The sequence below is a fragment of the Haloarcula sp. H-hyl2 genome, from assembly GCF_056934385.1.
Genome location: NZ_JBRIIJ010000006.1, coordinates 24841 through 45460 on the forward strand (window position 1 = coordinate 24841; position 20620 = coordinate 45460).

Here is a 20620-nt window from a genome sequence, read left to right on the forward strand (position 1 = left end):
TTTGATGGGAGAGGGCTCATGTACGAGACCATCCTATTCCCGACCGACGGGAGCGACGGTGCCAAAGCAGCGCTTGCACACGCGGTCGACCACGCGATCAAGTACGATGCGACGCTGCACGTCCTGTTCGTTGCGGACACCAGATCCGTCCATTCTGGTATGGTTGGCGAGGAACACGAGGATATGCAACGGTCCGAGATGGTTGGCGAGGAACATGAGCAGGAACACCCGTCCGGACTAGTCAACCAGAGCCACGACGACGCCGGAGCGATTGTCGCACACGGCGAGGAGGTGGTTCAGAAAACCGTTGACGCAATCAACGCCGATGTTTCGGTCGAAACAGCCGTTTGGAGCGGCAATCCCTACAAGCGGATTCTCGAGTATGCTGATCAAAATGGAGTGGACCTCGTCGTGATGGGGACCCACGGACGGACCGGCGTCGACCGCTATCTCCTCGGCAGTGTGACCGAAAAGGTGGTCAGGACCAGCGACGTTCCAGTGCTCACGGTGCGGATGGATGATCTGAAGTAGTCAAGTCAGAGTTAGGTGTCGTCCGTGTTGTGCGAACACGCTCACGCATTGGTGAATCGCCTCGGGGTCAAGTGGTTCGAGAATCGAAGATTCTCGTCATCACGAAAACCCTTCGGATTTTCGAACGACCCCGAGGCTTCCCGTTTCCACGACGCGCTTTGCAGACACACGCTGAAATTCAGGTGTGTCCGTAGGGAGCGCAGTCTCCACGGGCGTATCTTCGGGCCATCCCAGCCCTAGTTCAGAAAAGCCGCGTTGAAGGACGTTCATCGCCGCGTTCGCGTCTCTGTCCGTCTCGAATCCGCACGACGGACAGGAGTGTTCCCTGACCCACATAGGATTTGCCGTTTCCACACCACACGACACACATTCTTTGGTGGTGCCTCGCGCTTCGACTTGCACGACGTGACAACCGTACAGATCGGCCTTGTAATCAAGGAGGGTGATGAACTGTCGCCACGCCGCGTCCTGCTTGTTGCGAGCGTTGTGCGACTGTTCCAACATTTCCTTCACGTCCAAATCCTCGACAAACACCGCGTCGTACTCACGGACGAGCCACGTCGTAATCTTGTGCTGGTAGTCCAGCACCTTCCGCTTGATGTACCGCTTGACCTTCGCCACTTCCCGACGCTGTTTCTCGTAGTTGTTCGACCCTTTCTGCTTCCGTGAGAGCTTGCGTTGCTCGCGGCGGAGTCGCTCGTACTCGTCTTCAAGGTCGAGCCAATCCACCGTCTTGCCGTCGCTGGTGTGGACGTAGTTGAGGATTCCGAGGTCGATACCCACGCTGTTGCTTGAATCTAACTCGTCCAGCGCGGGTTTCTCGGGTAAGTCAGCGTCGTCGGTTTCGAGACCGAACGAGACGAACCAGTCACCGGTCGTCTCTTTTTTGACCGTGACTTCTTTGATGTCCGCTTCGTCAGGGATTTCGCGGTGGTAGCGGATTTTGATGTCTCCGATTTTGGAGAGCCAGAGTGTCGCGTGTCGGCCACTCGTGTTTTTGAGTTCGAAGCCGGACTGCGAGTACGTCACACTCTGGAACTCCCGTGGCGACTTCCACTTGAGCTTTCCCACCTTATTCCCGTTCTGTTTCTGCTCGGAGAGGCCGTCGAGGTTCTGGTAGAACCGTGTGACGGTTCGTTGCAGAGCCTTCGAGTTGACTTCCGAGAAGACAGGGAACTCGTCTTTCCAGTCGGGAAGTCGGTAGTGGTGTTTGTACGCGGAACCGATGGTGTCGGCGTCCACGTTCTCGTACTCGTACAGGGTGTAGTTGTACGCTTGGCGATGAACGTCGATGTGTCGTTCCAGTTCAGCCGCTACCTCTTGTGTCGGGTACGCGGGGTAGCGGTGACTGTACTCCATCGCTGTCCTTTGATTAGAGATATGTTAACTTAATGGTTTGTATCCCCTGCCTATCGGATTCAACCCCCGGGTCAAGCCCCGGGGCATTCTCCTAGACCGCTTGTAAATCTCAGCGAAATCGGCTGCTGGATGGCTCAACCGTTGTGGGATTTCTCTCTGTGAACACGATACGAAAGGGACACCAGAAATGTCGTATCTGTGGTTCGGTAGATGTATTGGGATAGCCATTCTAAACTCTACAAGTACACCGTGCACCGCCGCATCCGTCGATACCAACCGTGTCCAACGGAAACGCTAACAGTACCGGTGAGATTCAATGACTTATAACGAGATACTGCTTGCGAGTGACGGGTCTGAAGCCTCAGAAGGCGCTCTCGGACATGCAGTCGAATTAGCTAGCAAATACGGATCAACGTTACATGTCGTGTATGTGCTGAACACAGCCGAACACGAACCCGGAGTTGAAGACGAAGGTGAACATCCAGAATTGAGAGCCGAGCGTGAGCGAGCGCTCAAAGATACAGTAGAGAGAGCTCGAGAAGAGGGAATTGAGGTCAAACCAAGGGCAGTCAAAAGTCCATCAGGAGCAACCAGTGACACACTCATTAGCTACGCTCGTGAACACAGTGTCGATCTCATCGTACTGGGTACCCACGGCCGTACTGGGTTGGAACGATTGATACTCGGAAGTGTCGCTGAAGGTGTTGTTCGGCGTGCGCCCGTTCCAGTGGTCACTGTCCGTCCTGATTCCACCCAGTGAGGCTACTACTCGCGCTCCAATCAAGCGGTCACGGGATTTGGTGGTGGGTCTACGGGCGTCTCGACACCGAAGATAGCGTCCAACGTTTCGGTAGGTTACTGCGTAACCGTGCCGGTCTCTATTTTGGCATGGTCGTGGAAGTTGGCGTGACAGGTACGTACTCTTATTAGTGGGAGAGCCCCTAGTAGAGGTAGAACAACAACCATGGGATGCAAGGTCGAAACACTCGTGGAACGCCACGATATCACTGTTCCTGACCCTGGGTACGACTCTGTCGACGAGTATTTAGTCACCCGGTGGACGGGGAGTGACGGAAGATCTTCAGAGGGCTACAAATCTCTCACACAGTGGTTCAACAAGCGGGTACTCGAACAGATATACGAGGCGCATGATCGGGATACGATAGAGGTGCACCTAGAGCGCGAGTACGACGTGATTGACGGTGAGTCGGCGGCCAGCCGCGACGAACTCGCGGCCGACCTCGCAACAGACGGAATCGATATCGAGGAAGTCGAATCGGAGTTCGTCTCCTGGAGTACTCTTCGGCACCACCTCAAAGGCTGTCTGGATGCCGAAAAAGAGACACAGACGGCTGCGACCAACTGGGAAGCAAACACCGTTCAGGTAGCGCGCGAGCGAACTGCGGAGAAAACACAATCCGCGCTCAAATCGCTGTCGGCAAAAGAAAGGTTGCCCAACGCTGAAGACGCAGATATCCAGGTGCAGGTGAAGTTGGCCTGTCCGGATTGTTCGGTTCGGATTCCCTTTGAGGAGGCTCTCGACCGTGGCTATATATGCGAGACCCACTCGGAGGAGTCGGAGACCGAATCGACGAGAGAGCGGTGGCGGAACTCGCTCTCGTCACTCGCGGCCCCCTATGCTGCGATGGAAGCGATGAATGCCCTACTGTTCGAAGAGATGTTCCTGCTGGAGACGGCAACTCTCTCAGCTTTCTAAGTATGACCTGGACAGTTACTATCGAGAATATTGCAGGGATTCGCCACGCTGAGGGTCGCCTAGAGCCCGGCATCAACGCCGTTCGGGCCAGCAATTGGCAGGGAAAATCGAGTTTTCTCGCCGGGATCGAGACGGCATTCGGAACAGCGAGGCCCCTGACAGACGGCACTGACACGGGACGGGTGTCACTGGATCTTGACGACGAGACGGTCACCGTTTCCCTGACCAGAGATGGAGAGAAGGTACACCGCGATGGGACACCGTATCTGACCTCGGAATACGATCGTGTCTGTGCCGATCTGTTCGCTTTTCTAGACGAAGACAACGACGTTAGACAGGCAGTTCGGACCGGTGAGAACCTCGAGTCCTTGCTCACCCGTCCGCTGGATTTTGAGAATATCGACGAACAGATCGGGACGTTGCAAGCAGAGCGAGATCAGGTGGAGACCGAACTGCAGCGAGCGGAGAGCGCGGCGGAGCGACTCCCGGACCTCCAACAGCGTGTTACCGGACTCGAAGACGAACTGACAGCGTTGCGCACCGAACGCGAGGATCTGGAGGTGGCAAGTGGCGACGATGCGACGCGATCGGAGCTGAGCGACCGTCGGGCAGAGCGCGACAAACTCCAGACTCGTATCGAACGGCTCGAATCAACGATCGAACGATTCGAGGACCGACTCGTGGACACCAGGTCGGACCACGAGGACATCACGGTCCCAGATGATCAGGACATCGAATCGGAACTGTCTGAAGTACGTGAGACGCTACGAACGGTTGAACGCGACCGAGAACTCCTCCAGTCGGTATACGAAGCGAACAAACGAGTCCTCGACGAGGGCCGAACGGCATTACTCACGGACGTCTCTCGCGAATTGATGGGTGATACTATCGACTGCTGGATCTGCGGTCAGGAGTCGACACGCGAGACGATAGAGGACCAACTGGCGGCGATGAGTACACGTATCTCGGACCTCAAGGACGAGGCAAACAGCTACAGGGAAGAGGTCGAGACGCTCGAAAGCCGCCGTGACGAGATCAAGTCGGCGCGGCGTCGCAAACGCGATCTGGCCGACCGTATCAGCGAACTCGAATCGGAACTCGCGAGCAAGCGGTCGGAACTCGAAAAAGCGCGTGCAGCGCTTGCGGATGTCGAGAGCGATATCGAGGAACTCGAATCGACAGTGGACGCGGAGACGGATCGAGTCTCCGATCTCGAAAGCGAGATCAAGTATACGGAGGCCCGGTTGTCGGACGCACGTGACGAACTCGAGACGGCCGAATCACGGGCCGACCGTCGAGAGACACTCTCGGAAGAGTACGACACACTGACGAGCGAGATCGCTGAACTGAGAGGGCGTAAAGACGAGATCAAGCGACGGATGCGCGAGTCGTTCACGGACGCCATGGAAGAACTGATCGAACTGTTCGAGACCGGGTTCGAGACGGCACGCCTCACCGGCACATTTGATCTCGTCGTCGCCCGTGACGGGCGCGAGGTCAGCCTCGATGCGTTGAGCGAGGGCGAGCGGGAACTGCTCGGTCTCGTCGCCGCACTGGCCGGTCACGAGGCATTCGACGTCAGTGAACGGGTCCCTGTGCTGTTGCTCGATGGACTCGGTGGACTCTCGGGGCACAACCTCGCGACTTTCGTCGAGTACGTCGCGGGACGAGCAGAGTACCTCGTCCTCACGGCGTATCCGGAACACGAACAGATCGACGGGAACGAACTCTCCCCAGCCGAATGGGAAGTCGTTTCGGATACTCCCCGCGCGGATATCGTGTCTTGAGGGACCACCCGATCCGACGAGATTCGTGTGGTATGTTAGTATACCACATTTTCTCGTCAGATTTATACCTTCTGTCACGCTACACCTCTCCGCGATGAGTAAGTTCACCGAGCAGCACCAGCACGGAATCGAGGCTTTCACCGAGAGCCTCACTCATAAAGACGAGACGTGTAACCAATGTGGATTCCACGATGCGGTCCTTGGCGGCGAGTGGAAGACACACGTCGAATCAGACCCGCGATCGGGGCACATTCAGTATCGGCTGACCTGCCCCGACTGTCAGACCGAAACCGTTCTCGACATCGACATCTGACGCCTGTCCACGGTCACTGTTGCTGTGGCAGGAGGAACGCGCCCAGCAGGAACAGTGGTATCGCGAACACCGTCAGGACAAAGAGGTCGAGACCGACGGGCGAGTGGTTGTAAGTGACGTTCCGGACGCCGCGCGCGAAGTAGGTGAGGGGCGACACTGCGACGAGCGGACGGACGAACTGTGGGAGACTATCGGCCGGGACGAACGTCTCCGAGAGGAAGACCACCGGGAGCGCGACCGCGTTGCTAGCTGCGACGATTCCGTCCTGTGAGGACGCCAGCCGTCCCAGTACCGCCCCCAGACCACAGAAGACGACCACGGCGGCGACGACGAACGGGACGAGCAGTGGTGACAGCGAAACCGATGCACCTGCGACCGGGCCCAGCACGAGTACGAGCGGTACGCTCGCGGCGAGGACAACCACAGCGTTGACCGCCGTATGCGCCAGAAGCCACTCGATCGGTTCCAGCGGCGTGGTCCCCAGTTTCTCGAAGCTCCGACCCGCTCTGTACCTGGCTATCGACGTCCCGATACGAGTCAGCGGAGTGAACACGACGACGAACGAGAGATAGCCCGCCAGGTAGTAGCCCGGGGGACGACTGAGCAGGCCGCTCCCAGAGGTCCCGGACTGAACGACAACACCGAAGATTCCCACCAGTAACAGCGGGAACCCGAAGGTGAAAAACACCGCCGTCCGTCTGCGGAGGAACGACCGCATCGCGACCAGCGCCTCCGCACGAAGACGCGCTGTCGAGATCATCGCGCCCCCTCCAGGACGGTGTCGCCCTCCGGTCGCTGCGAGGGCCCCACCGTACTATCGGTCAGTTCCAGATAGACGTCCTCCAGATCTGGTTCGGTCCAGGACAGTCCCGAGTAGGGGACCTCGTGCTCGTCGAGTGTCCGGACGATATCGGCCAGTTCCGCCGGTGAGACGTCCTCGACACGGATGCCGCTGGATGTCGGTTCGGTCGGGTACGGGAGCCTCTGGCGTGCGTTCTCGGGGGCCGCTGTCCTGACGTGCAACCTGGTCTCGACGTCGCAGTGCTCGACTAGATCAGCGGGCGAGCCGGTCGTGACCAGACGACCGTCTGAAAGCAGGGCGACTCGGTCGGCCAGTCGTTCCGCTTCCTCCATGTAGTGAGTCGTGAGCACGACTGTCGTTCCGCGCTCGGAGAGTGTCGAGACCAGATTCCACATTGACTGCCGTCCTGCAGGATCGATTCCCGTCGTTGGCTCGTCTAGGAACAGCAGGTCGGGATCGTTCACGAGCGTGAGACCCACACAGGTCCGGCGTTGCTGCCCGCCGGAGAGGTCGGTGAACCGGGTGTCGGCTGCCGACTGCATCCCGACCGCCCCTAGCACGTCCGTCACCTGCTGGGTGTCCTCGTAGAGACCGGCGTAGTAGCCGGTCAGTTCCCGTGGCGTGAGACGCTCTGGAGGGGTAAACGATTGCGGTAACAGCCCGAGACGAGCCTTCTCGGCCAGATGTGGTGGATCGCCAAACAACTCGACGCGTCCTGCAGACGGGGTGACGGTTCCAGTCAGGGTCTGGACGAGCGTCGTTTTGCCGGCACCGTTTGGCCCGACCAGCGCGTACACCTCCCCGGCCTTGATCGACAACGAGACCGAGTTGAGCGCGGTCGTCCCGTCGTACCGTTTCGTGAGCCTATCGGCTACTACGACACCGCTCATAGGACTGGGTTTCGGGGCTGCAGTTGTAAACGGTTCGCATCGATGAGGTCCCTGCCCGGCACTGAACCTGGGGAATCCCTGGGGGGACAGACGGGCCAGCGTCACGGCGACGACCGAAAGAGTTGATAATTCAGACGCTATTAGGTCGGCATACCGTATGCCAGCCGAGCAGTTAGAGCTATTAGACAATCCAGCGTTCCGGGAGGCGGTTACAGTCGTCCTGGAACGGACCGACGGTGGCGAGGAGGAGATCGAGTGGGCCGACGTTAGCGATTCCCTGTCCAGCGGGCAGTGGGGTCGGCTCATCCAGGAGGGTGTGGTGGTCGGCGGAACCAGCGGGTTCACGATCGAGAACCCACAGGCGATCCGTCGACAGTTATCTACCGACGATACTGACGGCCACGCTGTCGAAGGGCGTGGAACCCCTGAGTCGTCCTGGCAGTGGTACGATAAGGTCGCTGCAGTCGGCTCACTGGCGCTGTTTGCCGGCTACTGGAACACTGGCATCCGTGACACCATCGCGTCAGTGGACAACTTCATCCTGGCGCCAGTCACCGAGATGCTCCCGTTCCACATCGTCGTCTTGCTGTTGGCAGTTGCGACCGGACTCTACTCGACTGTCCTCCAGGGCCGACTGTTGGATCACGAGAAACTGCAGCAGTATCAAGAGAGGATGCAACGACTGAGCGACCGCCGAGAGAAAGCGAAAGAACGCGGGGACGACGAGGCACTGGAGCAGATCCAAGAGGAACAACTTGACGCTGCTGGCGATCAGCTGGGGATGTTCAAGTTGCAGTTCCGCCCGATGGTGTGGATCATGCTGCTGACGATCCCCGTGTTCCTGTGGCTCCGGTGGAAGGTGCGGGGCGGACATCTGGGCACAGCTGAGGGTCTGATCGTTCCAATAGCTGGCTCTGTAGGGTGGCAAGAGCCGTTACTCGGGCCGATGTCGGCCTGGATTGTCTGGTACTTCCTGTGTTCACTCGCATCGCGACAGCTCATTCAGAAGGGACTTGGCATCCAGACCACGCCGAGTAACAACGACTAAGCCGTTGTTATACTGGCCTCGTTTGCAAAGCAAAACTGATTAGCACTCCTCTGAGTTCATCTGGAGTATGGAACTGTCGCGCGTTCGGTTCGAGTCCTCGGTATCGCGTTTCATCTTCGTACTCGCTGTCTGTCTCGTCGTCTGTGGAGGGATCAGTGAGCTACTTGACGTGACATCTGGGCTTGGACTCTCCGGGTTCGGGCGCACGGTCGACCACGAACTGGAGTATCTCGGGGTACTCGCTGGCGGGATCGCGATACTTGGAGAGATGATCCTCTGTCCATCGGGGCTGTCCCCCGCAGCGAGCGGTGGGTCACACCATGCCCTCGAAACGGTCTATATTACTGATGGACTTCGGCAGACGCTGCTTGATAAGGCTCGTGACCACGAACCGGAGTCGGTGTCTGTCTCCCTGGCAGTCACCCCTGCAGGGATACTTTCGGACTCCAATCAACTCCACGAATCGGCACCGGTCTTCACGCATCTCTACCTCCCTGAGCGGCCAAATTCGGTGAGTTCCGTGTTCGGCATCGATCTGACGACCGGGCCCAGACAGACCCAGGGCCGGTTTCTGTCTCACCCACGCGGTGGCTTGGAGGTAACGAAGCGGGACGACCTGCACGAGGTGGTCTTCGTCGCTGTCCCGCCCTGGGACGAGGAATCGTTTGCGGCCTTCGACCGTGCCGGTAGCCGACTGAACCTCGAACTCGTCGACGCCGCCCCGTTACCGGACCCTCCTGAACCAATAACTCTTTGAGAGAGCGTTAACGATAGTCGGACACGAGAGCGACCGACACGATGTCAGCTATTGGACCGGGAGTGTGCCGTCCCGAGAGACATCGTTGTCTCCCGCTCGACGGACGAGACATGATCGCTACCCTACTCGAACCTGATGTACGCCCGTATCAGCACAGAACTGTTTCCGTTCCGGCAGCGAGGAACAGATGAGCTGGAAAGACACTGCTGAACCGCTTCTGGTTCGGATGCCTGCCGTCCGGAAGCCGGAGACACACATTCCCTTCAAGCGGAAATTCACCTGGACGACCGGCGTCCTCGTCATGTACTTCTTCCTGACGAACGTGACGCTGTTCGGCCTCGACCTGACGCGTGACCAAGCGGTGTTTGGCCGATTCGGTTCAATCCTCGCGTCCGGACAGGGTTCGATTCTGCAACTCGGAATCGGTCCGATCGTCACTGCAAGTATCGTGCTACAGTTGCTCGGTGGTGCGAACCTGCTTGGGTTGAATACCCAGGAGGACCCCCGAGACCAGATCCTCTACCAGGGTCTCCAGAAGCTCCTGGTGCTGGTGATGATCTGTCTGACCGGGTTGCCGATGGTCTTTGCCGGGAACTTCCTCCCGGCAGATCCGGCAGTGGCGAGTGCCCTCGGAATCGGGACGATGGGTGTCAAAGCCCTCATCTTCGCGCAAGTGTTCGTCGGCGGTGTCCTCATCCTGTTCATGGACGAGGTCATCTCCAAGTGGGGCGTCGGCTCCGGCATCGGCCTGTTCATCGTCGCGGGGATCAGCCAGCGCCTCGTCGGCGGGTTGTTGACCCACCCAGCGATCGGTGGGCAACGCCTGGGGCTCATCCCAACGTGGATCGGGATGGTGACCGGTGACATTCCGGTTGGCCCGCTGCTCAGTGCCAACGGGATCCAGACGCTTCTGGTCGGACAGGGGCACCTGCTTCAACTCGGAACGACCCTGCTCATCTTCTGTGTCGTTGTGTACGCCGAGAGCGTCCGGGTAGAGATACCGCTATCGAACGCCCGTGTCAAAGGCGCACGTGGACGGTTCCCAGTGAAACTCATCTACGCGAGTGTCCTCCCGATGATCTTCGTCCGGGCGTTGCAGGCCAACATGCAGTTCCTCGGACGCATCCTCTGTTCACAGCTCGGGACGACGCTTCCCTTTGGACTCGGAACGTACGGCAGCCAGTGTAGTCAACCGACCAGTGGCCTCTTCTACTTCCTGGCGCCGATCCAGTCACCGCAGGACTGGATGTGGTGGCTTGCCAGTACCGGCGAGCCCATCTGGCAGATATTGGTCCGTGTCGGGATCGACCTGACGTTCATGCTCGTTGGCGGTGCTATCTTCGCTATCTTCTGGGTCGAGACAGCAGACATGGGCCCCGAAGCGACCGCAAAGCAGATCCACAACTCCGGGATGCAGATTCCCGGGTTCCGCCAGAACGTCAGTGTCGTCGAGAAGGTACTGGAACGGTACATCCCGCAGGTCACCGTCATCGGTGGTGCATTGGTCGGTGTGCTCGCCGTCCTTGCGAACATGCTCGGCACAATCGGGGGCGTCGGTGGGACGAGCCTGTTGCTGACCGTCTCGATCACGTACAAACTCTACGAGGAGATCGCAGAGGAACAACTCATGGAGATGCACCCGATGATGCGCCAGCTGTTCGGGTGACTGTTGTAACAATCGCTTAGGCGTTGTCACCGTCCCCACCTCGTGTCGAGAGGGCGGGATATAAGACGGTCCACAAGAGAGTGCCAGTATGGACGCTGACCGCGAAGCCCCGACTCCGCCGAGTGATCTCCCCGAGGACGTTGTCGAGATATTGCAGGACCTTTCTGTCCACGATCTCAGGGAGTCGATCGTTTACGCACAGGAACTACTCCGCTATCACCATGTCTCGACAGAGCAGATCGAACCGCTCCCTGGCGAAGAGATCGTCGAGATGAGTGAGGAGAACGGGTATACGAAGGTCGTCAAACGCCAGCCCTGTGAAGTGGGCTGTGACGACTGCCCTCACGGCCCCTTCGTCTACCACGTCAAGCGTGAACCTCACCCCGATGGCCCTGTGAACTATCACTGGATCTTCATGGGGCGAGTCATCGACGATTAATAGCTCAGTTGTTGCCGCCGCTCGTGTGTGGAGACTCTCCGTACTTCAGTGTGAAGAACGTGAATATGAGGGGGAGGAATATGGCGAGTCCGGCTGCGAATCCCACGTAGTGAGGACGGATCGGGACACCCGCCTCGTGTGGATTGACGGTCTCCACACCCCCGCCACCGACCGTCTGGGTCGGATAGTCGCTGCCGACGACGATGGCTCCTTTCATCCCGAGTCCCTCGTGGGGCTGGCAGTAGTACTTATAGATCCCGTCTTCCTCGAAGGTGTGTTCGTAGTTGACGCCACTTTCGGCAACGGGACTCCCTGAGTCCAGCGGCCCATCGCTATCGGAGAGGACGTTGTGGCCACCACCCTCCCCGGTCCATTCGAACTGGACCGTCGCACCGTTGTCAACGTGGATCGCCGCCGGCCCGAACCCGTAGGCACCGCCGTTAGCCTGCACCCCGACCTCGACAGTCGCCGTGTCCTGTCCTGTCGCGTCCACCGTACTGCTCGGGCCAGAGTAATTCCCGACGTTACTGAACCAACTCCCGTAGTCTGGAGCAGTCGACCCACCACCGCCCTCTTCCTGGGCGGCTACACCCGCTGCTGTCTGACCTGCTGTAACGATACTTGCGGCTCCCGCTGCTGTCTGGACGAACGCTCGTCTACGCATCTCGGCTAGAGCGTTCGAGCGGCCAGAGATAAAACCGACGGAACGTCCATCCCGCGACGCTTGTCAGCGTCGGTAGCCGCGGAACCAGCGCGTGAGGCGTGATTTGATGCCGAGATACCGTTTGGCCATGATAACGGTGTTCTCCGCACGCCGACCGACTTCCTCCGGAATCGCACCCACCACGAGTTGTTGGAGAAGACTCTCACGTGTGGCCCCGATGACCGTCATGTCGTGGTCGGTAGACCGTTCGACGATGGTGTCGACGATGTTATCGCCAGTCATCGTCCGTACCTCGGTTTCGACTCCCTCCAAGGCTGACGTTGCCGAGTCCACCAGTTCGTCGACACGCTGCTGGTCCTCGTCAGCGGCAGTCACGTAGAGGACCTCGATGAGTGCATCATTCGGCACGGCGATGGCATGAGCGATTTCGGCAGCGAACTCAGCGTGGGGTCCGCCCGCCGTCGGTACCAGAATCGAATCGATACCGTCGCTAGAGGGTCCGATTCGCTCAACCAGGACGTCACACCGCGCATCGGTGAGGACCTCGTCGACGTTGCTTCCGAGGGCGACGTCCCGCCGATGGGACCGCCCCCGCCATCCAAGTAGCACTACGTCCGCGTCGTCTTGTTCAACCGTATTGAGGATCGCTTTCGAGACGTCGTGACCGATCCTGAGTTTACCGCTAACCGGGATCTCCGGACGCTCCTCTGCGGCGAATTCGAGCGCTTCATCGAGCACCTCCCGCTCAGTCGAGACGAAGCTCCGGCCCTCGGAAAGCGGTGTTTGCTGGGGAACCGTGACGACGCTCATTACCTCAATTTCTGCGTTGCGCTCCTCGGCCAAATCAAAGGCGGTCCGCAGCAACTGCTCAACGCTAGCGGGGTTTGCAATCGGAACCAAGATACGCCCTTCGCGGGCGGCCCGTTCCGGCGCCGGTGCTTGTTCGGTCACAACCGTAGGCGTCTCTTCCTCCAGTTTTTCCGCCTCTTTGCGCTGGGAGTAGCCGTAGTACACTGCGAGCCCGAGCCCCATCCAGATGACCGTAGTCACGAGCGCGATGAATCCGTGTGAGTCTGGTCCGAGACCGACTTTAAGTCCAAGCGCGGAGAGGAGAAACGGCGTCAGCAGGAACTGGAGGACGATCCCGATCAGTGGCGGCCAGGGCATGTACGGAACCTCGAAGGTGCGAGGTAACTCCGGGTGGGTCTTGCGCATCTTGATGACTGTCCAGTTCACCTGGACGAACAGCAGGATGAACATAATGTCCGCCGAGGCAGCGACGGCCTCTATCGGAAGAGTCATCGCCATGACACCGATGAGGACCGCTGAGAGGAGGATCGAGATGTGTGGGGTCCGTTTCTCTGGATGGATCTCCGAGAACAGTTCGGGGAGCGCCCGGTCTCGCCCCATCGCGAACGAGACCCGAGATGAAGAGTAGACTGTCGCGTTGAGTGCGCTCATCGTCGCGGTCAGCCCTGCGAGCAACAAGAGCGGGACACCATACGGGACGAACTGACCGGCAGCCTCGATGATTCCCAGTTCACCCAGGTTCCCGAGCAGTTGCCAGGTCGGCGCGCTTTCGGGGATGCCCGCCCGTTCGGCCAGTTCTGGTACGACCTCAATCCCACCGAGGGCGGCGAAGGCAACCAGAATGTAGATCGGAACGACGATAGCCAACGAGTAAAACACTGCTTTCGGGACGTTCTGACCGGGGTCAACGACCTCCTCCCCCGACTGGACGATGATCTCGTACCCCTCGAAGGCGATATAGGTGAACCCCATCGCACCGATGACACCGATCGCGCCATTCGGTGCGAAGCCCGGATGGGCCAGGAACTTCTGTGGCCACTGGGGGGTGTTGAACGTAGCAAGCATCCCGAAGGCGACGAACACCGCGAGGATACTGACCTTGATAGCGGTCACGACGACCCCTGCTTTCCCCGTCTCTTCGGCACCACGGTAGTTGATGTAGGCGAACAGTCCGATCATCAGGACCGCCAGGACCTTCTCGAGGAGACTAGGAGTCAGGAACCCAAACAGTGTGAAGCTATGAGACAACCCGGTTCCGTAGATCAGGAACTCGGTGAGGAACACGCCGAATGTCACCGCATATAGCGAACAGGCTACTGCGTGGGCGAACCAGCTCATCCACCCCGCGTAGAAGCCGTTGGGGTCGACCAGGGCCTCCTTGACCCAGAGGTACCCGCCACCCGCTTCCGGGAAGGCAGCGCCGAGTTCCGCGTACGAGACCGCGGTGAAAAGCGCGACGAATCCGTTAAGAAGGAATGCGACCGTCAACGCGGGGCCCGCCAGCCCCGCGGCAAAGCCCGTCAGTGCAAAGACCCCCGCGCCGATCATCGCCCCGACACCGATGAACGTGATGTCGAAAAGGCTCATGTCCCGCGATAACTCCGTCTCGACCTCCGTATCGGTCGAGACAGACGGCTCTGTATCGGCAGTGCTTTCGGTCATCACAGAAACGTTGCCAAACCATAGTGACTAAACTTTCGCTTCCCGAATCTCCACTCACTCGGCGGAGCTCCGCAAGCTCCACGGAGAACACTCACCCATGATCGAGACGATTTATCACCGCATCCGGTCTGTCCGAAGTCGTCTTCGACGCCTCGAACGACGTGAGATACGGGCACTCCGTCGATGGTTGGAGGATACGGAGAACGCATTGCACCTCTCTGCACTCGTCATCGTCCCGTTGCTCCTCGGCATCGTGACCTGGCTTTCGAACGTTTCCCCGGCAGTGTCGTTTCTGGTGTACCCGCCACTAGCGTCGGGAACCTACACACTGTTTGCTGATCCCGGCGGCCGGTACTCCGACCCCCGCCGATTCGTTGGCGGGATGACACTCGGCGCGTTCAGCGGGTGGCTCGCACTCGAACTGACGGCGCTGTTCTGGTATACAGTCCCACCGGCCCAGTTCCAGGTACACGCGGGGGCGGCGGCGCTGGGAATCTTCTTCACCGGGGTCACGACCTGGCTGTTCGATACCGAGGTCCCGACCGCGTACTCCTCGTGTCTGCTGGTCTTGGTGACCGGGTCCGAACAGTTGACCTACGTCGCCGGAGTCACCGTCGCCAGCCTCCTGATCTCCGGTGTCTTCCTCGCTTGGCGCAGAGAGTTCTACCAGGAGCGCGCACGGTACCTCTTCCAGTCGACGAACGGGGACGATCAAATCCTCGTTCCTGTCCAGAGCGATGAGCCCCTGTCGTTGATCCACTTTGCCGCGCGTCTCGCGGACGCCCACGACGCCGGCAAGGTCGTCTTACTGGAGACGGTCCGGCCCGAGACGATCGACGAGACCGAATCGGAACTCGCCGCCCCATCATCTGAGGGGGCCACCTCGATCAGCGGGCATCTCGTCGGGGCCGACCGTGAGTGGACCGCAGCGGAACTGCTCACCGAACAGGTGCTCGATCGGCTCGAAACCCTCGAATCAGAACTCCGAGAGACCGTCGACGTCCCGTGTGAATATGTCGTCGCTGTCGAGGACGGGTCACCGGGTGAGACCGTCCTGCGGACCGCCGAGGCCGAGAACTGTGATCTGATCGTCGTCGAACACGAGATGGAAGCGGACGCACCGACGGCCCTCGTCGACCGGATACTGAACGGCCCGATCGACGCCGTCGCGTTCCACTCGGCGAACGGCTGTACCGAGTGGGACGAGATACTCGTCATGGTACGGTCGCCGGGCGAGGTCGCGAACGCGATGCTCGATTTCGCACACCGACTCGTCACGCCGCTCGGTCGGATCAGCGCCTGTACCTGCATCGCTGAGCGACAGGACCGCCGTGGTGCTGAGATCACCCTCGAGAACCTCGTCGAACCGTTCTCCCGACCGGTCGAGACCCGGATCGCCCACGGCTCCGCAGAGGAGTTCCTGGAGCGGGCCGCCGCCAACTACGACCTCGCGATCATCGGCGCGAGCAGCGACCGGAGTATCGCCTCACGGTTCGTCTCGGCGCCGACCTACGAACGGATCGACGACGTGGACTGCGACCTGGCGATCGTCCACCGAGGGTGACCGGCTACGTCCGCCAGTACGACCGGGTAAGTAATACTAACACCGGGAATATCTCCAGCCGACCGACCCACATCAGCCCGACCATCAGGAGCTTCGAACTCCGCGGGAACGGAAGGAAGTTGTTCATCGGGCCCACGATGCCGACGCCTGGGCCGACGTTCCCGAGCGTCGCGGCGACGGCACTCGTCGCCTCAAAGGCCGTGATCGTCTCGCCGGGGACACCGACGATCACGATTGCCAGCGTCGAAACCGCGAAGATGACGAGATAAAGCAACGTGAAGGCGTAGATGCCACGGATGGCAGTCTCGTCGATCACCCGCGAGCCGACCCTCACTGGCTGGACTGCCTCTGGATGGACGGTCGTGAACAGTTCGCGAAAGAGCGATTTGAGGATAACGACCCACCGAATCACCTTGATGCTCCCGCCCGTACTGCCCGCGGACCCGCCGACGAACATCCCGAACAGGAGCACGTACTTCGCGTGTTCGCCCCAGAGATTGAAGTCCATGCTCGCGTAGCCGGTGGTCGTGACAATCGAGGCGATCTGGAATGCCGCGTGTCGGAGGGCCGGTTCCACCGCACCCGTCAGCGATTCCGTTCCGCCCGCCGTGAACAGGAGGCCGGCGACTAGTGCCGCGAGGACGCCGTTGGCACCCAGGTACGCCCGTAACTCGACGTCTTTCAGAACGGTCCGGAACTCCAAGTTCCTGAGGTGCCAGAACAGCGTGAAGTTCATTCCTGCGGCGATCATGAACGGGATGATAAACCACTGGACCACAGCGGTAAACGCCTCGATAGATCGCGCCTCCGGCGAGAAGCCGCCGGTCGGCATCGTCGTGAACCCGTGGGCGACCGCGTTGTACAGCGTCATCTCCGGTGCCATCCCGAGCAGATGAAAGCCGTACAATCCGGCAATCTCGAGGACTGTCAAGCCGACGTACAATCCCCACAGGGCCCGTGCCGTCTCCGCGATCCGTGGTGTGAGTTTCTCGATCCCTGGTCCCGGCGCCTCGGCATCCATGAGTTGTGCTCCACCGACGGACAGTTCCGGGAGAATTGCGATTGCCAGGACGACGATACCCATCCCGCCGAGCCATTGTGTCTCCTGACGCCACATCATGAGTGCCCGCGAATGGGTCTCGAAGGAGATGGAACCCATCACCGTCGACCCCGTGGTAGTAAAGCCACTCATCGTCTCGAACAGGGCGTTCACAGGGAACCGCAGGGTCGACGTCGCCCCATACGTCGTCATGGTGCCTTCGACGACGTAGGGTACGGCCCCCACGATACTGACAAGGAGCCACGTCAACGCAACCATGAGAAACCCCTCGCGCGCTCCGAGGGCTTTCCCAGGGTCTTCGTGGAGCCGTTCTAGTCCCCAACCGACGACCAGCGCGACGACCAGCGTGACGACGAATGTCTCGACACCCCGGCCATAGTAGAGCGAGAGTGCGAGTGGGAACAGCAATGGAACAGACAGCCACTTTATCAGCCGGCCAGTGAGACTGACACTCGCACGCCACGTGACATTCATAGTCGAACTCATGGTCGACGTTGTTCCTGTATGGTAGCTGGGTGACGTCGTACCTGACACCTGTGGGCCGTCACGGATAGGAGAACCCGAGAGAGGAATGTAATCGTTTCCCTTCGAAGTCGGCTCGGACGGACCCCCGCCTCGGAAGCGCCGTCACCGCTGGGCCCGATGGGAGTGATCAATCCACTACCCGATCTTGACACCCCCTTAGTGGTTGTCACCAAGAGGGTACCAACCAGCAAAAAGCATATACTCGACCTCAATATATCGTTTCGTGGCTGCGAATGCAGTCCTGGTGGACGGTACCGTGGGTTTCGTGTCACGTGCAGTATCGCCACTGTCCGCCAGCCACTCTCAATTTATCGGGTATATTTACATATTTCGTAGCAATATATCCATATTTAATACTTCATGAGCTATATAACGCTAGAAAATACATCAATTCAGATAAATTGGGTGAATAACCGTGATTTAAACTCATATATCGTAAATTGACACCTATATTTGAGATTTGCGCCCCTACTATCTTGGCATCTGTCTAATACATCCATTATATGGGAATATAAGATCAGTAGATCGAACTCCTCACCAGTGAGTCGATCGATCGTCTCACCGGACTTATCGATCGGTTTCGGCAGTTCGAGTAAGGAAATCTGGACCGGATTGATCCTCGGGGAGACTCCAACTGTCGAAGACGGCAGACGATCGGGGACCGAGTGCAAAGGTCTGATGATGACTCCAGACTCCACGGCTCACTATCGGCCCGTGCGGTGGATTTAGCTGATTGAGGCGCTAAGCCCCCTTCCTCAGGGAGCGACCAACGGGAGCGAGCAGGGAGGGGATACAGCGCCGCACAGTTCTCGAACGTCCTCGACGCTCGGCCCACAGGCCAACGCTTCACCAAACCATTATACGTGTGACGTGCATACTGTGCATTACGGTGAAACGGAAGACGATTACCATTCGGGAGGACCAAGACGAGTGGATTGAGGACCAACACCTCAATCTCTCGTCGTTCGTCCGCGAGCAACTGGACGAACTAATCGAAGAACGAGAGTAACGGATGTACTACGCCTACAAGTATCGCCTCAAGCCGTCTGACGCCCACCGTGAGGAGCTGGACCGCCACCGCGATATTTGTAGGCAACTCTACAACCACACGCTCTACCGCCTCAACGAGTACCAAGATGAACACAGCGAACTGCCGTCCATGACCACGCTACGGTCGGAACTGCCCGACCTCAAACAGTGGTGGGATGACCTCTCAGACGTGTACTCGAAGGTTCTCCAAACCGTCGTGGAACGCCTGTTCGACAACCTCAAAGGACTCTCCAAACTCAAGGAGAACGGCTACGGCGTCGGTCAGCTCAAGTGGAAGCCGCCACGGGAGTTCCGTAGTTTCACGTACAGCCAGTCTGGCTTCAAGCTCGACAAGAAGGGCGGTCAGACTGTTCTGTCTCTCTCGAAACTCGCGGACATACCGATTCGGCTCCACCGCGCCATCCCCGAGGACGCCACGCTCAAGCAAGTCACGGTCAAGAAGGAACCGACGGGTGAGTGGTTCGCTACATTCGGTGTCGAAATGGACCGTGAGCCGCCCGAACCGCCTGAGAATCCCGAGAAGTGCGTCGGCATTGACGTGGGGATTCTCAAGTACGCTCACGACACTGACGGCACGGCGGTCGGGTCACTCGACCTCTCCGACGAACGCGAGCGCTTGGAGCGCGAGCAACGGAAACTCTCGCGCAAACAGCACGGCTCGAACAACTACGAGAAACAACGGAGGCGGGTCGCAGAGTGTCACGCCGACCTCCGACGGAAGCGCCGCGACTTCTTGCACAAGCTCTCGAACTATTATGCTCGGGAGTATGAACTGGTGGCCGTCGAAGACCTCGACGTGAAAGGGATACTGGAATCGCCGCGCAACAGCCGTAACACGGCGTCTGCGGCGTGGGGCACGTTCATCTCGTTGCTCGAATACAAGTGCGAACGCGAAGGCACGCACTTCGTGGAGGTTGACCCTGACGGCACCACCAAGGAGTGCGCGTCGTGCGGCGTTTCGACGGACAAGCCGTTGTGGGTGCGTGAACACTCCTGTCCAGCCTGCGGGTTTGAGGCGGACAGGGACGCGAACGCGGCATGGAACATCCTTTCTCGCGGCCTCGAAGATGTAGGAGTGGGATACTCCGAATCAACGCCTGTGGAGACTGCGCTCCCTGTGGATACCAATTCGGTGTCTGCAAAGCGCGTCGTTGAAGCAGGAAGCCCTACCCTCGAGGAGCGAACGGCGTCAGCCGTGAGCGAGTAGGGTAGGGTAGTTCACTCGTGAAGCAGCCCTCCTCTCGTCCGACCAGATGTCTCAGGCCGATTCCAGTGGTAGTCGGGGACTATCGGACGCTCTCGACGAGTTCGTCGACGGGAAGAGCCCGAACTACGCCGCGAACCTCGAACGCGATCGTCGACGAAGCACTCCGGTATGACTGTGACGTGATAGCGTTCGAGGACCTGACCCATATCCGGGAGAACACGAGTGCGTCGTGGGGTCATAAGTAGGCGTTCCGAACGCTGTACGAGCAAGTGGAGTACAAAGCCGAAGCGGTCGGCATCGCGGTGAAGCAAGTGGGGTCAGCGTACACGTCTAAGCGGTGTGCCGAATGCGGGTTCACGGCAGGGGAGAATCGCCCGACTCGCACCGACTTCCGGTGCGTGAAATGCGAGTCGAAAGCGAACGCAGACTACAACGCGGTCGTCGGATTACATCCGACGGGCAGCAAAGTCGCGTGACGACTTTGCGACGGCGAAGAACATTGGTATGCGGTACGTCTGCCGAGGCCAACAGTCGTCTCGGCGTACGGGCAACAGTCAGCTTGCCCTACAGTCCGGAACGGTGACGCCGAGTGGCGGATTTACCGCCCACCCGGACGGGTTCGAGGTCGAGGACACGGACAAGCCCTACCCTCAACGAGCGAAGTCGTCAGACTGAGCGAAGTAGGGTGGGGTAGTTGACCTGTCACCGACAATCACATCGAGAGAGAGAAAGAGCACAACCCCACCGCTCAGCTAGCTGCCTTTCCCAG

Annotated in this window: 17 protein-coding genes and 1 pseudogene; 12 read left to right on the forward strand and 6 right to left on the reverse strand. The window is 59.3% G+C overall.

All coding sequences use genetic code 11. The features are described from left to right. Positions 1-18 precede the first annotated feature (18 nt). Positions 19-531: a universal stress protein gene (locus tag Hhyl2_RS20960; protein WP_483552733.1), complete on the forward strand. Its 513-nt coding sequence runs from the start codon at positions 19-21 to the stop codon at positions 529-531. A gap of 99 nt (positions 532-630) precedes the next feature. Here the strand turns inward: Hhyl2_RS20960 and Hhyl2_RS20965 are convergent, their stop codons facing one another. Beyond that, a complete protein-coding gene (locus Hhyl2_RS20965; RefSeq protein WP_483552734.1) occupies positions 631-1890 on the reverse strand; it encodes an RNA-guided endonuclease InsQ/TnpB family protein in 1260 nt (419 codons plus the stop codon). A 316-nt stretch (positions 1891-2206) separates the two neighbouring features. On the opposite strand from Hhyl2_RS20965, the gene Hhyl2_RS20970 reads away from it, so the two are divergent. The 4 genes from Hhyl2_RS20970 (at position 2207) to Hhyl2_RS20985 (ending at position 5707) form a co-directional block, all read left to right on the forward strand. Beyond that, positions 2207-2650, forward strand: coding sequence for a universal stress protein (locus Hhyl2_RS20970; protein ID WP_483552735.1), 444 nt, complete (start codon positions 2207-2209; stop codon positions 2648-2650). A gap of 204 nt (positions 2651-2854) precedes the next feature. Continuing rightward, on the forward strand, positions 2855-3607 hold the full coding sequence (gene rdfA, locus Hhyl2_RS20975; RefSeq protein WP_483552736.1) for a rod-determining factor RdfA: 753 nt from the start codon (positions 2855-2857) through the stop codon (positions 3605-3607). 2 nt (positions 3608-3609) lie between these two features. Then, positions 3610-5394, forward strand: a complete 1785-nt coding sequence (locus Hhyl2_RS20980; protein ID WP_483552737.1) for an archaea-specific SMC-related protein — start codon at positions 3610-3612, stop codon at positions 5392-5394. Positions 5395-5488: 94 nt separating this feature from the next. Continuing rightward, positions 5489-5707 carry a hypothetical protein gene (locus tag Hhyl2_RS20985; RefSeq protein WP_483552738.1) on the forward strand — a complete coding sequence of 73 codons (219 nt, stop codon included), beginning with the start codon at positions 5489-5491 and terminating at the stop codon, positions 5705-5707. Between the two features lie 13 nt (positions 5708-5720). Here the strand turns inward: Hhyl2_RS20985 and Hhyl2_RS20990 are convergent, their stop codons facing one another. Beyond that, complete coding sequence (locus tag Hhyl2_RS20990; RefSeq protein ID WP_483552739.1) at positions 5721-6467, reverse strand: ABC transporter permease; 747 nt, start codon at positions 6465-6467, stop codon at positions 5721-5723. Beyond that, complete coding sequence (locus Hhyl2_RS20995) at positions 6464-7399, reverse strand: ABC transporter ATP-binding protein (protein ID WP_483552740.1); 936 nt, start codon at positions 7397-7399, stop codon at positions 6464-6466. Before Hhyl2_RS20995 ends, Hhyl2_RS20990 begins: the two co-directional genes overlap by 4 nt. 157 nt (positions 7400-7556) lie before the next feature. On the opposite strand from Hhyl2_RS20995, the gene Hhyl2_RS21000 reads away from it, so the two are divergent. The 4 genes from Hhyl2_RS21000 (at position 7557) to Hhyl2_RS21015 (ending at position 11309) form a co-directional block, all read left to right on the forward strand. Beyond that, positions 7557-8447: a DUF106 domain-containing protein gene (locus tag Hhyl2_RS21000; protein ID WP_483552741.1), complete on the forward strand. Its 891-nt coding sequence runs from the start codon at positions 7557-7559 to the stop codon at positions 8445-8447. 67 nt (positions 8448-8514) lie between these two features. Next, positions 8515-9204: a JAB/MPN domain protein-containing protein gene (locus tag Hhyl2_RS21005; protein ID WP_483552742.1), complete on the forward strand. Its 690-nt coding sequence runs from the start codon at positions 8515-8517 to the stop codon at positions 9202-9204. Positions 9205-9391: 187 nt separating this feature from the next. Further along, the gene (gene secY / locus Hhyl2_RS21010) at positions 9392-10870 is read left to right on the forward strand and encodes a preprotein translocase subunit SecY (RefSeq protein WP_483552743.1); all 1479 of its coding nucleotides are present in this window, start codon (positions 9392-9394) and stop codon (positions 10868-10870) included. Between the two features lie 88 nt (positions 10871-10958). Next, positions 10959-11309 carry a hypothetical protein gene (locus tag Hhyl2_RS21015; protein WP_483552744.1) on the forward strand — a complete coding sequence of 117 codons (351 nt, stop codon included), beginning with the start codon at positions 10959-10961 and terminating at the stop codon, positions 11307-11309. Positions 11310-11313: 4 nt separating this feature from the next. Here the strand turns inward: Hhyl2_RS21015 and Hhyl2_RS21020 are convergent, their stop codons facing one another. Both Hhyl2_RS21020 and Hhyl2_RS21025 read right to left on the reverse strand, forming a co-directional pair. Continuing rightward, a complete protein-coding gene (locus tag Hhyl2_RS21020) occupies positions 11314-11973 on the reverse strand; it encodes a halocyanin domain-containing protein (protein ID WP_483552745.1) in 660 nt (219 codons plus the stop codon). Between the two features lie 63 nt (positions 11974-12036). Further along, positions 12037-14445, reverse strand: coding sequence for an amino acid permease (locus tag Hhyl2_RS21025; protein WP_483552746.1), 2409 nt, complete (start codon positions 14443-14445; stop codon positions 12037-12039). 97 nt (positions 14446-14542) lie between these two features. On the opposite strand from Hhyl2_RS21025, the gene Hhyl2_RS21030 reads away from it, so the two are divergent. Beyond that, positions 14543-16009, forward strand: a complete 1467-nt coding sequence (locus Hhyl2_RS21030; RefSeq protein WP_483552747.1) for a universal stress protein — start codon at positions 14543-14545, stop codon at positions 16007-16009. 4 nt (positions 16010-16013) lie between these two features. Here the strand turns inward: Hhyl2_RS21030 and Hhyl2_RS21035 are convergent, their stop codons facing one another. Continuing rightward, complete coding sequence (locus Hhyl2_RS21035) at positions 16014-17543, reverse strand: TrkH family potassium uptake protein (RefSeq protein WP_483552748.1); 1530 nt, start codon at positions 17541-17543, stop codon at positions 16014-16016. A 1063-nt stretch (positions 17544-18606) separates the two neighbouring features. Between Hhyl2_RS21035 and Hhyl2_RS21040 the strand changes: the two genes are divergently transcribed. Together Hhyl2_RS21040 and Hhyl2_RS21045 are read left to right on the forward strand one after the other, a co-directional pair. After that, positions 18607-19851: an RNA-guided endonuclease InsQ/TnpB family protein gene (locus Hhyl2_RS21040; protein WP_483552749.1), complete on the forward strand. Its 1245-nt coding sequence runs from the start codon at positions 18607-18609 to the stop codon at positions 19849-19851. Between the two features lie 80 nt (positions 19852-19931). Next, a pseudogene (locus tag Hhyl2_RS21045) lies at positions 19932-20526 on the forward strand (zinc ribbon domain-containing protein); the annotation flags it as partial. Positions 20527-20620: the final 94 nt, after the last annotated feature.